This is a genomic window from Occallatibacter sp. FHG110214_02, assembly GCF_059115385.1.
The window spans coordinates 102,921-118,188 of record NZ_JBZYWK010000002.1 but is presented as its reverse complement, the minus strand read 5'-3'; the positions used below and the strand labels follow the sequence as shown (position 1 = coordinate 118,188).

At 51.4% G+C, this 15,268-nt stretch carries 11 protein-coding genes; 6 read left to right on the top strand and 5 right to left on the bottom strand.

The window, feature by feature from the left end; all coding sequences use genetic code 11:
• The first annotated feature begins 232 nt into the window (after positions 1-232).
• The 6 genes from AC5S3R_RS02580 to AC5S3R_RS02555 all read left to right on the top strand — a co-directional run bounded on the left by AC5S3R_RS02580 (position 233) and on the right by AC5S3R_RS02555 (position 8,691).
• Positions 233-1,357: a sensor histidine kinase gene (locus tag AC5S3R_RS02580; protein WP_494265057.1), complete on the top strand. Its 1,125-nt coding sequence runs from the start codon at positions 233-235 to the stop codon at positions 1,355-1,357.
• Positions 1,354-2,127, top strand: a complete 774-nt coding sequence (locus tag AC5S3R_RS02575; protein WP_494265056.1) for a LytR/AlgR family response regulator transcription factor — start codon at positions 1,354-1,356, stop codon at positions 2,125-2,127. Before AC5S3R_RS02580 ends, AC5S3R_RS02575 begins: the two co-directional genes overlap by 4 nt.
• 105 nt (positions 2,128-2,232) lie before the next feature.
• Positions 2,233-4,992 (top strand): outer membrane beta-barrel protein, encoded by a 2,760-nt coding sequence (locus AC5S3R_RS02570; RefSeq protein ID WP_494265054.1) that lies wholly within the window; start codon positions 2,233-2,235, stop codon positions 4,990-4,992.
• Positions 4,993-5,589: 597 nt separating this feature from the next.
• Positions 5,590-6,663 (top strand): DNA polymerase IV, encoded by a 1,074-nt coding sequence (gene dinB, locus AC5S3R_RS02565; RefSeq protein WP_494265053.1) that lies wholly within the window; start codon positions 5,590-5,592, stop codon positions 6,661-6,663.
• A 369-nt stretch (positions 6,664-7,032) separates the two neighbouring features.
• Positions 7,033-7,836, top strand: a complete 804-nt coding sequence (locus AC5S3R_RS02560; protein WP_494265052.1) for a YbaY family lipoprotein — start codon at positions 7,033-7,035, stop codon at positions 7,834-7,836.
• A gap of 96 nt (positions 7,837-7,932) precedes the next feature.
• Positions 7,933-8,691 (top strand): FkbM family methyltransferase, encoded by a 759-nt coding sequence (locus AC5S3R_RS02555; protein ID WP_494265051.1) that lies wholly within the window; start codon positions 7,933-7,935, stop codon positions 8,689-8,691.
• Positions 8,692-9,807: 1,116 nt separating this feature from the next.
• Here the strand turns inward: AC5S3R_RS02555 and AC5S3R_RS02550 are convergent.
• From AC5S3R_RS02550 to AC5S3R_RS02530, 5 genes are all read right to left on the bottom strand, one after another.
• On the bottom strand, positions 9,808-11,274 hold the full coding sequence (locus tag AC5S3R_RS02550; RefSeq protein WP_494265050.1) for an MraY family glycosyltransferase: 1,467 nt from the start codon (positions 11,272-11,274) through the stop codon (positions 9,808-9,810).
• Positions 11,275-11,337: 63 nt separating this feature from the next.
• Complete coding sequence (locus tag AC5S3R_RS02545) at positions 11,338-12,333, bottom strand: NAD-dependent epimerase/dehydratase family protein (RefSeq protein WP_494265049.1); 996 nt, start codon at positions 12,331-12,333, stop codon at positions 11,338-11,340.
• A gap of 90 nt (positions 12,334-12,423) precedes the next feature.
• Positions 12,424-13,023, bottom strand: a complete 600-nt coding sequence (locus tag AC5S3R_RS02540; protein WP_494265048.1) for an acyltransferase — start codon at positions 13,021-13,023, stop codon at positions 12,424-12,426.
• A 41-nt stretch (positions 13,024-13,064) separates the two neighbouring features.
• On the bottom strand, positions 13,065-14,000 hold the full coding sequence (locus tag AC5S3R_RS02535; protein ID WP_494265047.1) for a glycosyltransferase family 2 protein: 936 nt from the start codon (positions 13,998-14,000) through the stop codon (positions 13,065-13,067).
• Complete coding sequence (locus AC5S3R_RS02530) at positions 14,000-15,268, bottom strand: glycosyltransferase family 4 protein (protein ID WP_494265046.1); 1,269 nt, start codon at positions 15,266-15,268, stop codon at positions 14,000-14,002. Before AC5S3R_RS02530 ends, AC5S3R_RS02535 begins: the two co-directional genes overlap by 1 nt.

Sequence of the window (15,268 nt, the reverse complement as noted above, 5' to 3'; positions counted from 1 at the left end):
CGATTTGCGCCAAATCGCCAACGCATTCGTTGAAAAAACACAAATTCTTTCATGGGAATGAGCGGCGTTGAAGATTCGTTGCGCAAAAGCACGCCCCTATAGCAAATCCCGAATAGTTCGCAGCATAAGCCTGGCATCCGTACCAGATAGCAACGGACACTGGGATATGGTCCCTGTACTGGCTACACTGCGTTTCGCTAAGATTGCGCCGTCCAAGCTGGAAGGAAGACAGATGGAAGATACGCTAAAGATGCCTGTGGAGGTGCGTCGCTCCCGGTTGATCTTCGGTGCCGGCGCTATCGCTCTGTGCATCGCGAGCATCCTTGCGATTGCCACTGCGATTAGTTGCCACACGGCGGGAGCACAGCTTGCCCACGGACTGTCCTGGGTGCCTTCTCTTCTCTATGGAGCGGTACTTTGGCTGTGGTGGGCAGGAGTAGCATATCTGGTCTGGACCGCCGGACGCCGGAATCCGATGTTCTTTCAGGCATCAGTCAGCAATCTCTTGCTTCAGATACTTTTGGGTGCGACTACGAGCGCTTTGCACCTGGGCAGTCTGCATCTCGCTACACGGTTCATGGGCCAGCTCTGGCTGCAGTGGCATATCGCCCGTTTCGACAGGCTGACTTTTTTTGAGATCGGACGATTCAGCATGGACTTTCTGGTTTATGCGCTGATCTGGTCGGCCTGCGCCATCATCCACATGCAGATTGCGGCACAGCAGGAAGCGTTTCACTCCCTAGAACTCCAGCAGCAACTCTCCGCCGCGAAGCTCCATGTGCTGCAGATGCAACTCCAGCCGCACTTCCTCTTCAACACGCTGAACGCCATCACCACGCTGGTCCGGCTGGGTCGTCAAAGGGAAGCAGATGAGATGCTCTCGAATCTCAATGCGATCCTGAAGGCAACGCTTGCTACAACGACACCGGAAAAGATCCCGCTGGCGCAGGAACTTGAAACTATCGACAGCTATCTGGCGATTGAGCAGGCGCGTTTTACGAACCGTCTGCGGGTGGAAATGAAGGTCGATCCGGCAGCGCTGGACGGCTTGGTTCCGTGCTTTCTGCTGCAGCCCATCGTAGAAAACGCCATTCGGCATGGCATAGGACGGCGGGAGAAAGACGGCATGATCCAAACCTCGGTGTCGCGGAATGGAGACAGCCTGCATCTGCGAGTCATGGACAACGGTCCGGGCACGCAGAGCAAGCCAGTATCGGGACACGGAATCGGCTTGAAGAACACGCGCGAGCGATTGGCACACTTCTATCACGACCGCTACGATCTGACGATTACGGAACCGGCCAATGGAGGCTACGAGGTTGCAATCACCATTCCCTACGAGAGGGGGCGGCCATGAGGCTGAAAGCCATCATTGCGGACGATGAGGATCTGGCCCGCGAAGGGCTACGGCTATTGTTGTCAGCGGGCAAGGATGTCGATGTCGTTGCAGAGTGCTCAAATGGCCGCGAAACCATCGCAGCGCTTCAGGAGCAGCAGGCCGATGTGCTCTTTCTCGACATTCAGATGCCGGAGACGGATGGCTTCGGAGTCATCGAAGAGGTCGGCATTGCGCACTTGCCGGTTGTGGTCTTCATCACGGCACATAACGAATATGCGGTGCATGCGTTTGAGGTGGAAGCACTGGACTATGTGACGAAACCCCTTGAACCCGAGCGGATACAGAATACGCTTCGCAGGGTGCGGGAGCGTCTCGCGACCCAGGCAGCGCCAGTCACTCAGAAACAACTGAAGTCAGCGCTGGCCGTCCTGGGCGATGTGTCGGCTGGCCATGAAAAGCATCCCAAGCGGATTCTGGTGCCGGATGGTTCAAAGGATATCTTCGTCACAGTTGACGAGATCGAGTGGATCGAGGCCGACAGCTACTATTCCTGCCTGCACGTCGGCCCGAAGCGGCACATGCTGCGGGAGACAATCAAACAACTGGCGGCAACGCTCGATCCAGATACTTTCATTCGCGTGCACCGTTGCGCAATTGTAAATATCAACTATGTCCGCGAAATTCTTCGAGAGGGTCCGAATGAAGGATGGGTTGTCCTCTCGAATGGGGAACGCCTGAAGATGAGCAAACCGGGTTGGCAGAGCCTGCTCGCAGTCAGCCGCCGTTAGTCTCGTTTCAAGCCTCCTGCTTTTCGTTGCACGATTCCATCATCCTGCTGCATACCACTCGAATCCCTGCACCGTTTCAACGAAAGTCATGTTGAGGCGACAAGAATGTACAGCAAACGACATTTTGTGCTTAGTGCGATCATTGGCTTGATGACGTTAGGGGGCGGATTCGCGCAGCAAACATGCCTTGATGGGATCCGCATCGAGGGCACGGTGACAGACCCAACAAGCGCACTGATACCGAGAGCGCGAGTGCAGACAGCGAGCGGCCTGACGACCACGACCGACGCAGCAGGACGCTTTCTGCTAACGTGTGTTCCGATCAGTTCCAGGAATATCGTTGTCGAAGCGGAAGGCTTTTCTCAAGCGACAATACGTCTGGCGAAAAAGCCCGGAACGATGCAACGCCTGACGATTCGCATGGAACTCGCCAAGGTGGAAACCGACGTACAGGTCAGTGCAGATGCTACCGGACTCAATGCTGAGCAGGGAGCGGGGACAACGACTCTTAATAAGGAGCAGATACAACAGCAACTCGCCGATGACCCAGACGACCTGATCCAGCAGCTTCAGATCATGGCGTCGAATGGTGGGGGTGCTCCGCAATCGACGTTCTTCGTGGTGGACGGATTTCAGAACGCGAGCGCTATGCCGCCCAAGAACTCGATTGCTTCCATCCGCGTCAATCCCGATCCTTACTCTCCGGAGTATGAAGGCCCGACCTTTGAGGGCGGGCGAGTCGAGATTACGACCAAGCCAGGGGCAGACAAGTTTCACGGTGCGGCTTTCTTCACCGACAGCAACGGCATCTTCAACGCTACAGACCCCTTTTCCGTGACGGCAACGCCAGCGAGCAAGCAGCGCTATGGTTTCGAGCTGACTGGTCCCGTTGTTCCCAAAAAGACCGATTTTGCGCTCGCTCTCGAAAAGCGAGACATCAACGAATTCAACATAGTGAATGCGATCACTCTCGACGCCGACGGAAACCAAACGCCCTTGCATGAGACCGTTGCCGCGCCGCAGCGGTTGTGGATCGGTTCCGCTCGCGGAGACTGGCAGGTAAGTTCCAAAGACATTGCAACGGTATCGTTTGCTGCGCATGTCAATGATATAGGCAACCAAGGTATCGGCGGCCTGACTCTGCCGGAAGCGGGATACTCCAGCCTGACGAGCGAGTATGATCTGAGGCTGACCAACACGCAGACCTTCAATGCGAATCTCCTGCACGAGACTCGCATTGGATATACCTGGAAACGCACAGGACAGATGCCATTGTCGATGGCACCGTCGCTTGAAGTCGCAGGCTACTTTACTGGTGGCGGCGCGATCAGCCAGAACCTGAACGATCGTGAGCAAGATCTCGAAATTGACGATGATGTGATGCTCATCCGCGGGAAACACTCTATTCGCATCGGTGTGCAGTCATTAGGATTTTTCGTCCATAATTACGATCCTGCTACCTTCAACGGAGCGCATGTCTTTGGCGGCGGCAGCGCCGCGGTGCTCGACGCGAATAATAATCCCACCGGACAAACAACAACCATTACTCCACTCCAGCAATATCAACGGGCTCTCCAGAATCTCATCGGGGGAGCACCGACCACCTATCAGGTGACGACGGGCACGCCTCTGGTACCGCTGACACAATGGAGGCTTGCCCTCTATGGTGAGGACACAATTAAGCTCGCATCACGTCTCAGCATGTCTACCGGGCTACGATACTCCTTCCAGACTTCGCCAGGCACGTTCGTTAACTTTGCGCCGCGAGTGGCGTTCTCCTGGGCACCGGACAAAAAATCTACCTGGGTTATCAGTCTGCGCAGCGGCATCTTCAATGCTCCTGCGCCGGTCAGCTATGCCACCGAGGTATACCGACTCAATGGCACTCGTCAGCAATCACTGATGGTGTACTCACCCAGCTATGGCAGTCCATTGACTCCCGTGGTCGGGGCGATTCAGGTCGCCACGAGAAATCAATTTTCTCGCTCCGTGTTTGAATTTCCGGCAGCGGCAACCCAGATAAGTGTTGAGCACGAGCTGCCACATCACTGGCATCCATCGGCGAGCTTTACGTATGCCGAAGACTGGGGAATCTTCCGGTCAAGGAACATTAATGCTCCTATGGTTGGGAGCAGCACCGGTGTTCCTCCTGATCCAACTTCGGCGCTTTTGGCGCCAAGGCCAATTGCTCCGAATGAAAACATCTTTCAGTATGAAAACACCGGTCACCTCAGAGGCAATTTGCTTGACCTGGCTCTCTCACAAACAGGCTACAAGCGATTCACACTTAATTTGAGCTCCTACATAGTACATTTTAGATCAGACGCTCCTCTTCAGATTGCTCCGCCCCAATCCAGCTACACCAATGCAGGCGAATCCTCACGCCCTGATTGGCAATCCAGTGGCGGCTCCATTCAAGGAACTCTGAACCTTCCCTGGAAAGTTCTGCTGTCCAGTCAACTAGCTGCAGACAGCGGTAATCCATTCAACATTACAACGGGGACGGATGCGAACGGAGATGGCACATTCAATGACAGGCCTTCCTATGCTTCTGTTCCAGGGCCTGGTGTCTACAGCACTTCCTATGGATTGCTTACCGCAAACACGGTGAATGGTAATGTACCCCGCAACCGTGGCACGATGCCGAGTGTCTGGCATCTGTACGGTAATCTGAGCCGCGCGTTTCTGCTCAACCCGAAGGATAAGGCCCATCCGTTGACTCTCACATTCAATGCGCGTGCATCCAATTTGCTGAACCACACGAATACAACCGCTGTAGGCACTGTTCTCTCGCCTACGCTCGGCGAGCCAATCTCCGCAGAGGCAGCTCGGCGCGTAGAACTCGGCGTACGGTTTACTTTTTAGTGTGCGCGATCCATGGATCATCATAGAGCGATCCCAAAGTGCGTTGCAGATTCTCCTGGTATACGGGAGCGTGGCTCAATAAGCGCATTGGCCTGTTCTCGCCAAAGGAGACTGGCAACAACGGATATCAGTGACAACATGCCTTTGCGGAGCTCATCAAATTTCCAGGTCGATTTGTCGAGCCACTGGAGCTACCTCCGTCGCAAAATGAAAATGCTACTGGGGAGCAGACCGTGAAGCGCATTGTGAATTCCGACGATACAGTTGACTCGCAACATACGGTCCTGAGAGAGAATCCGACCTTCCTGCTGTACCTTCAACTGGTTATAGGAGTGGCTCGGATTCCACCCAGGAGCGAATGTGTGCCTTTCGGACTAACCTTCCACCTCTCCATGGTTTTGAAGAATGTCCGAAGATTTGGACCGCTGAGTCGCTTCCAGTCCGCTAAAGATGGGTAGTTGGGAATTACTGGCGGTGTGTAAAGAGTTGCGGGATAGACGAATTTTTCCATTACATCTTCCACTGCAGGTTTCATTCTTTAACTTCTCCATAAACTACATGTCATATTCGCCATATATTCGCTTATAATCTATAGTTATGAACGACGCTTTGCTGGAGCCTCAACCCGCAGCGCTGCGCAAAATTGTTCATGTGGACATGGACGCGTTCTATGCGTCGGTGGAGCAGAGGGATGATCCCGCGCTCCGTGGCAGGCCCGTGGTGGTGGCTTGGAAGGGAAAGCGCTCCGTTGTCTGTGCAGCTTCTTATGAAGCAAGGCAGTTTGGTGTTCACTCTGCCATGCCCGCTGTAACGGCGGAGCGACTATGCCCGCAAGCAATCTTCATTCCGCCTGACTTTACCCGCTATAAGGCTGTCTCTCATGCTGTGCGAGAGATTCTGCAACGTCACACAGACCTGATCGAGCCTTTGTCCCTGGACGAGGCCTATCTTGATGTGACGGAAAACAAAACAAGACTTCCAACTGCAACGAAGGTAGCTATCGCGATTAGGCAACAGATTCGTGAAGAGCTTTCTCTTACAGCATCCGCCGGCGTCGCCCCGAACAAGTTCCTGGCGAAGATTGCCTCAGACTGGAAGAAGCCGAACGGTCTCTTCGTGATTCAGCCGCACGAAGTGCAGTCCTTCCTTTTGCCCTTGCCGGTAGGGCGTATCCCGGGCGTAGGGAAAGTCACAGAAGCACGCATGATTCAACTCGGCATCCAGACCGTGGGAGATATCCATGCGATGGATGCGGCCACACTTAAAGCGCACTTTGGCCGTTGGGGATTGCGTCTTTATGAACTGGCACGCGGGATTGACCACAGCCCGGTTGTTCCGAATCGCATACGCAAGCAAATATCAGCGGAAGATACCTTTCAGGAAGACCTGCCTCTCACCGTATGCGAGCCACATATCCGCAGGCTTGCAGAGAAGGTATGGGCGGCCTCGCGGCAAAATGCACGCGGTGCCAGAACAGTTGTCCTGAAGCTCAAAACAAAGGAGTTCAACTCGCTTACCCGTAGTCTGACACCAGACGCGCCGCCATCCTCTCAGGAAGAGCTCATCGAGATTGCGCTTCGTTTGTGTGAGCGTGTAGGACAGGGAACTCACCAACTCTATCGCTTGGTTGGTGTGGGGCTAAGCAATTTCCAATCTATGACCGAGCATTAGCCGGAGGAGCTAGTCTTGGAAGGAGTCTTAGCCTAGTGCCCTTTTGTCTATGAGCAGAACCTATATCCGGCTCCGTCGCGGGTTAGGAGTCGTGGAAAGGAAATCGAAAGAGGGGCAAGCTGAGCGGAAATACATTTTTGAAGAAGATCCGAAGAGTAGAGATCATTGAGCGTACGTGACATCTTCGTGTCGTACGCCTGGACAGATCGCACCTGTTAACGGTCACTGCATGGGTCGTTGGCATTGCAGAGAGTCGCACAGAAGTGACACCTGCCAAGCGATCGTTCGCCTCATCCTTGCTTGCACACGAAAAGGTCTGCATAATCCTGAAATGTAGGCTGATGCTTTTCGATATGCGGAGGATCTTCAATGAAGAGAATCACAGTTGGAGCAGGATTCGCTTTTACTACACTGCTTTTGCTGCCGACCATTGCAACGGCACAACAACTCTTCATTGACGGAACAGCAACCTATCGTGAACGCATGGCGCTGCCCCCAGATGCGGTCTTTGAGGCGACACTCCAAGATGTCTCCGAAGCTGATAAACCGGCGGTGGTGATTGGGCAGACCCGCATAGAACGACCTGGCAATCCTCCCATTCACTTTACTATCAGCTATGACTCATCCGAAATAGAATCCGATCACCTATATTCAGTACGAGCGCGAGTTGTATCGAAGGGACAGCTCCTATTTACTACGGATCAGAGCTATCAAGTTCTGACGCAGGGGCATGACAGTAAAGCAGGGACTATCTTAATGCGGCGCACCTCAGGCCCGTCAGGAGAGATCTTGACCGAGAGAAAATCCGTGCCGCTAAGAGGGACACATTGGAAGCTGATTGAGTTGGAAGATAAAGAAATCCTGTCTGAAAACCTACCCAAAGAAGCCTACCTCGTCTTTCAACCGAAAGGTCGCGTGACAGGTTCAGGGGGATGTAATCGCCTGACGGGGACTTACGTTGCGAAGGGAAGCGCATTACGTTTCAACAGCGTCGCAGGTACGATGATGATGTGTATACGTGGAATGGATATCGAAAAAGAATTCTTGTCTTCCCTAAAGCATATAAGAACGTGGAATAGCTCAGACCGGCAACTGGAATTGTCAGATGAGAACGGAAAAGTGCTAGCTCTTTTTAGAGCACAGGCGGCAGAGTTGGATAAAGTATTGCGCTAGCAATGCTGCTGATCTGTGTAGGAAAGATTGTCCTGCATTAGGTCCGTGAAGAATGATGGAACAAGTTACGAAATCTCGCTGAACAAGGTATGCTAAATGCCGCATATTATAAGAAATACTGCATATAACTTCGCTAAGACGGTTGCGAAGCCATTTGGTCTATACCCGTTCTTTGGTTCCTATCGCCGCCATCTGTTGAGCTTGTTACTGCGACAAAATGTGAACTGCGTGCTGGATGTCGGTGCTCATTTTGGAGAATGGGGAACCATCCTCAGAGATATTGGTTACCGAGGGAGAATTATCAGCTTTGAACCAGTTAAAGCATCGTTCGCAAAACTGCAAAATGCCGCACGGGGGGATACACGCTGGGATATATGCAACTTTGCGCTTGGGGCTGAGAATACCAGCCAGGAAATTTATCTCTATCAAGCGAGTGACTGGAATTCTTTCCTGCAAGCCAGCGATCATGCAGATGATTCCTTCCCTCATCATGCAGATGATCGAGGTCGTGAAGTCGTTATGGTTCGGAGATTGGAGACAGTGGTTCCAGAGCTTGATCTGGCGAACTCTCGGATATATTTGAAGCTCGACACACAAGGATACGACAGGAGAGTGGTTATTGGAGCAGCGAGTGTTCTTGAGAAGGTTGTGGCAATGCAAAGCGAGATGCCGGGGATCAGGCCGCTATATCGGGAACAGCCCGATATGCTAGAGACACTTGTCTATTACCGTTCGCTTGGGTATGCCCCAACCGGATTCTTTCCTCTTAACCTTGAAAAGGACGGAACGACGGTAATTGAGTTTGATGTCGTGTTAGCTAGATTTACTCAGGACTCTTACCGCGCGGAGTTATGAGTGAAATCTCGGACAAGATCTGCTCTCCTTTTATCTCGTCACGCTGGATAAGAGCCTCCTTTTGACCAGAATCAAGAGAGCGGGCGCGATGGCGATGCGCTGACTTCTATGGCTTATGAATGGACAAGAGATAGATGTGTTTTCCTCTGTAACACTGCTACATTCATGTACAGCACTGTGCAGACAGTACCCTTCGACAAGAGCGCCATTTTGCGAGTTGATCCATTTATGACATAACTAGTGGTTGATGCTGCCAGATACTAATCATTCGCAGGTGTTCATTCGGCAGAAGGGCGCAGCACGATAGGAAGAGTAACAGCGCTTGTGGGAAAGATGTTAATCCCTAAATATCAGGCCTGCTTCCAAACTTTAGGCTAGCGCTCTACCTCAAATCGAGGGATGCTTACCGCGAGAAAGATCAGCAACTATTCCTAGCAAAATCGATAGTTTTTAATGGATAATCCAATCGCTTAGCCGGAGGATAGTCGATGAAATTGTTCAGTAACCCAGCCGTGAACATCTTAGGTACTGACCTGCCCCCAGAATCCGTTGGGGATAACGCCGAACGGAACCTCGGGCTTTATCGTGGATAATTCTTCAATCGCAGCAGGAGCCCAAATATACTTTGTCAATTACGGCCCCGGCACGGGAGTGCAGATCTCACAATCGAATCTACAGTGAATTCAAGAAAGCGGATTTAAACAAGTGGCTGTAATGTTTGTGCGACGGGATTACAGCCACCGAGAAGCTTTGCTTAGGACTCCATGCAATCATGCCACTCAGAGGCTCTGAGTGGCATCGACGCTTGGCAATCGCAATATAGCGTGAGTTGTTCTCACATGAAATATTTTTCATCTGGACCAGCACTATCCTTGCCGGTTTAGATTGTCTCGTTCAGAATGTGATAGGAAATGGAGATCCGGGGCTGATGCCTGCACGGTTAGCGGTTGGCATGCCCCATCAGGAACAACGTCCGTAAATCGTCGAAGAGAACGGAACGCAATAAAGCCCTGAAGCATTCGCAGGTGAGAAGAAGACTTAAATACAAAGGGATGCACTCCAAGCTTTGGGTACATTCTCCAGTCATAAGTTCGGTTGATAACGCAGAACGCAGGCTTAGGTCTCGAAAGATGACTCCGTACTGGTTTCAGTTGCAATAGCATCAAAAGACAATGCAGCGAGAGTTGGTCGAATTTCTTCCGATGTCAGTTCGTTCAACTTATTTGAGAGCGCCTTCGCAACGCAATCAACAAAATGCACGGCATATGCGGAGTATTTTCTGGCATCCTGTTCGCGGGCTAGATAAACATAGCCATGACCTGGAAAGTTGATGCGAACTTGCCAGCCATTGAAAACTCCCAGCTTGTTCTGGACCGCATCAAGGCGAACCAGAATTCCGGAAAATCCAAATTGCGCATATTCCTGACAGATAAGAAGGCAGTGTTCCTCAAGTGTCGTACAGGCGGATAGCTGCTTTTCAAATCGAAGAAGCCTGATCCGGATACTGAGAAGACTAAGAAAGCCTCTTCCAAAAACAAGATTACTGGTAACCGCGAAATCCTTGTAGCCGAGGTACTGTATCCCGATCCATGCAATGAGGCAGGAGAGAACTATGACGAAGCCGTGATATTGCTCACGTGCCGTCGTCAGCAGAAGCGATCCGGTGGCTGCAAGTCCGCTGACTCCGTAGAGAACAAGGACGGCTCGACGCGTTGTAAGGCCTCGCAATAGTAACTGATGGTGGATGTGCTCATGGTCAGCAGAAAAGATTGATTGCCGGCGTAAAAGACGCCGCGAAATCGCGAGAGCAACATCAAGGAGGGGAAGAGAAAGTGCCAGAAGCGGCGCACTCATGGAAAGTATGGTTGTAGATTTCTCGCTCCATACTATCCCATAACAACCGAGCAGGAATCCGACTGTCAGACTGCCGCAGTCGCCCAAGAATATTGATGCGGGGTTGAAGTTGTAGCGGAGGAATCCCAGCAAAGCTCCGGCTAGCGGCACCGTAGCGAATGCCAACTCAATATTATGGTGAAGCAAAGATGCGACGAGTGTAGTAATTGTTGCAAACAGGCCGACCCCAGTAGCAAGCCCATCCATGCCATCGATAAGATTAACGGCATTTGTGCAGGCCACAATCCAGGCAACTGTCAGAATCACGCTGAATACAGCAGGCACGGCGTGCCCTCCAATCGTGTCCAGATGGATGCCGTTTGTCCAAGCCAGTAGCGCAGCCAATAACTGTACGGCCAACTTATTCCATGCGTTTAGCCTGAATATGTCGTCCCAAAGCCCCATTCCAAAGATGAGCGCGACTGCTGGAAAAAGGTGTACAGCAAAGGGCATTCCTGATCGGACAATATGACCTGCGCTAAGTCGCACAAGTAACAACAAGCCATACGCACATAAGACGGAAGCGAGAATCGCAATTCCACCAAGGCGGGGAATCGGTGTCTTATGAAGTTTGCGAGAATTATCAGGATGATCCACGACCCCGAAGCGCGAAGCCACATTTCGGACGAGCGGCGTCAAGACCAGCGACAGAGTGCACGAACAGAAGAAGAGGAATAGTAATGAATACATATAACTCATTCCTTGGCCCGGTATAAGAATAGTGGTGAGTTTGAAAAAGATTGAAAGGGGTGATTACACAGTTGAAAGGATATTGCGGCTTTGCAACGGAGCAGAGGATGCTACCTGCTGCTCAATCCAGCGATAAGTAATTTCCATGCCTTGGCGCAGCGGCTGTGAGGGCTCCCATCCGAGCCGCTCTCGAATTAGTCGGTTATCGGAGTTGCGGCCACGGACGCCAGTTGGTCCAGAAATGTTTCGTATATGCAGTTCCTTCCCGGCAATATCCATGACGAGGCGAGCGAGATCATTGATAGTAATCATTTCTTCGGAGCCAATGTTCACTGGACCCGGAAAAGAAGATTCCATCAGTCTGCGAACGCCTTCGATGCACTCGTCGATGTAGAGGAAAGAGCGCGTGTTGCTGCCATCGCCCCAGATTTCAACTTCCCCTCCGGATACCGCTTCAGCAACCTTCCGGCACACTGCTGCTGGCGCCTTTTCCCTGCCGCCACGCCAGGCACCTTCCGGTCCGAAAATGTTATGAAATCTAGCTACTCTAACATCGATTCCATAATTGCGCATGTAAGAAAAATACAGCCGCTCACTGAACAGTTTCTCCCATCCGTACTCGCTGTCAGGTGCGGCAGGATATACCGATTCTTCTGAGCAGTTCGGAGCATGAGGACTGAGCTGGTTATATTCCGGATAAATACATGCGGAAGAAGAATAGAAAAATTTTCGCACACCGGCGGTTCTGCCGGCTTCCAGTATGTTCAGGTTAATCAATGCGGAGTTATGCATCACAGCTGCGTCGTGCTCACCTGTAAATAGGTATCCAGCGCCACCCATATCAGCTGCGAGTTGATATATCTCGTCAATGCCATTGACGCTTGCGCGCGCAAACTGTACGTCACGGAGATCGCCAATGAGAAAGTCGTCAGCAAGAGTAGGGGAGAACTTGCCTTGCTTGATGTCTGCAGTTCTTACCCAATAGCCTTCGGACTTGAGTCGCTTAACGAGGTGGTTGCCGATAAAGCCACTACCGCCTGCTACAAGAATCCTGGTCATATTGGTTGTCCTATTTGTGAAGTAGCTAAGAAAAATGCAGTCACGTATAACAGCACTTATAGTGCTGGTGTCACAAAGCTGGATGCCACATCAGGAAGGGATAGCCGTATGATTGTTATCGCGACGGGAGCTAATGATAGTTTCGTGAGCATGAAGCTGCTCATCTGCAAAGCGCGATGAGATAACTCTGGCGGGATTTCCTCCGACTACGCTGTATGGAGGCACGTCCTTTACAACTACCGCCCCTGCCGCAATGATTGATCCTGTACTGATGGTAATGCCCGAAAGGATGATTGCTCCGTAACCAATCCACACGTCATCTTCCACGATGGTTTTGTAGGTATCGCCTCGCGGTGAATCCCAAATGCTGAGGCCTGGAATGTCATATCTGTGGTCATCTCTTCCGATAAACGCAACGGATGGCGCTATCAAAATATCGTTTCCGAATGAAATGTCACAGTGTATCCAGCAGTTTGCTCCAAACTGCACTCGATCTCCAATACTCACATCTCGATGAGCTGAGAAAATAGTGGTGGACCAGGGAATCCTGACCATTCCAGACCGCTTAACCCAACGACAGCGTAGTGAGAAATAAAGCGATGTGCGAATATTATTGGCGATGGATCGCAAAGACAGCAGGAATGGAGAGCGTCCCGGTAGGATATTGGAATTGAGCTTCTTCTTGTGCATGATTCCATCGAGTTAAGAACAAGGCCTGCGATGATCTCTATTTATATGGTTTTGCGTAAAGCGATGAATGGCCTGTATGCAAAAACCCTCTGAAGGAAGAGTCTGGGGTTGCATGCAGAAGCGATGACCAGATTGGAATACCCACGAACCTTATCTATGACATTGCCGGATGCCAATAATATTCTCGCTTTTCTGTAATACGCGATGACTATTGCATCCTGATTCCATCGCATGACGTCCAATGTAGACGCATTTTTTTTGTAATCGTACATTGCTGGTTCGATTTGCCCCACTATACGGCACGTATAGCAATATGCCGCATAATGAGCACCGATAACCAAATCACGCGTGCGCGAAAGCGACGTTTGCCCTTCACTGAGTCGGTATTCCACAAGAACCTTTGGAAGGTTTGCAAGCTCCCCACGTTCCGACATCTTCAGGCAGAAGTCAATCTCCTCGCCGAGTTGCATCTCAGGATACTCGAAGCATGGGAGTGCCTTATCGGCTCTGAACATGAGGCTTGAATTGCACATAGGCCCTCGTGCCGAACAGAAGCTGTGAAGTATCGTTTCATGGTCAAGTGGAAGTTTCAGGCCTGCCTGAGATACTTGCCCAATTATCAGTCGAACCTGGGAGCCAACCATAATTACATTTGGATTTTTGTCGAGGTACTCTACTTGCTCCTGAAGACGACGTGGAAGTGAAATGTCGTCTGCATCCATAAATGCCACATATTCGGTCTTACTTTGTAGAAAGGCAGCTTTTCTGGCAGCTGAAGCTCCCCCTCTTTGCTGGGTGAGAACTCGGATGCGTGGATCTTTTATGGAGGCAAGATATTCCGCCGATCCATCACTCGATCCGTCATCCACTGCGATTACGTCATATTCCTGAATGGTCTGATTGAGAATGCTATCAATACATTCAGTAAGGTATGGCATGGCATTATAAATCGGAATGACGACAGTAACCCTGCTCATCAATCTGCTCCTGATTCGTCCAGAACCGTACGTTGACCAGACAGGCGAGACCAATAAAGACCAGAGACAGCTTGAGCTTTTTGATCCCACAAGAACATATCCGCACGTCGTAACGCACCTTGGGCTAGCCTGCTTCGCAGGTTCTCATCGTAGAGCGCGTGTATGGAGGAAGTTATTCCGTTGACCAGACTTCGCCGTGTTGTTGCATTAACAAGTATGCCTGCATCGGATGTTACGGCGTCTGGAAACCCGCAGTGATTGGGACATACTACAGGGACACCACTCGCCATCGCCTCAACCACAACTGTAGAGGTTAGATCGTACACACTTGTCACGACCAGAATGTGTGACTCTCTCATTATTCGGAGGGCCGTTTCGCGAGAGGTTTTTCCATGCCACTCGCAGTTGGATGAAAGCCCATTTTTATCGGCTCTATCTTGCCATGTCGTGCGACACGGACCATCTCCTACCACATCGAGACGCCATTGCAAACCAGATGGAAGCTCTTTCAGTGCATCGAGAAGAAAATGCAAAGCCTTGCCGGGATTCAAATTACCGCACCAGACTAAGCGGAGCGGCTGCCCATCTTCACGTAAAGTTGCCTGACCCGGGATGTGCAGAGGCAAGCCTATCTCACTTATTACGGTGGAATCCAAGCCATAAAACCGCTTGATCTCATATTGAATGCCTGTTGTTGCCGCAATGATTCCTTCCTTCGCAGCAGCGAAGGCTTTTTTCGGCAATGCCGCAAATCTCCGATCAAGGTCGTTTAGAAGATTTCGAGCCGTAAAATGCGCTGCTCCATACAGTCCAAGATGTGGAATCAGTGACCACGACGTCTGCTCAAGCCCCCCAATCGGCCCCCACACAAAGGGGATGCCAAGGCGCCATAACTGACCTGGCACTCGGAACCCTACATAGGTGAGTTGATGAACCAAGTCGAAATGAACTTTGCGATGCAATTGCGCGGCGGTTTCGTATGCTGTCTTCTGCCATTGGTGCGCATAGGTGAAGAGATACATAGGTGGCCAGAGTATTTCAGCCAGACGATGACGCTTTCTTGGGATATAGATAAACCGTACCCTGCTAGCTAAATTTCTATCGCGGCGTAATTCTTCTTCAATTTCCTGCCGAAAATGTTCGGCAGTCAGTACCCAGAGATCGTGATATGCGGAGATGGCCTTGACCCATCCCCAACCCACCCCCAGCTCCGATCCAGCCAATGGGCTGCAGGCGTAAGCGCTGACAAGTACGCTCAGGCGTCTCAT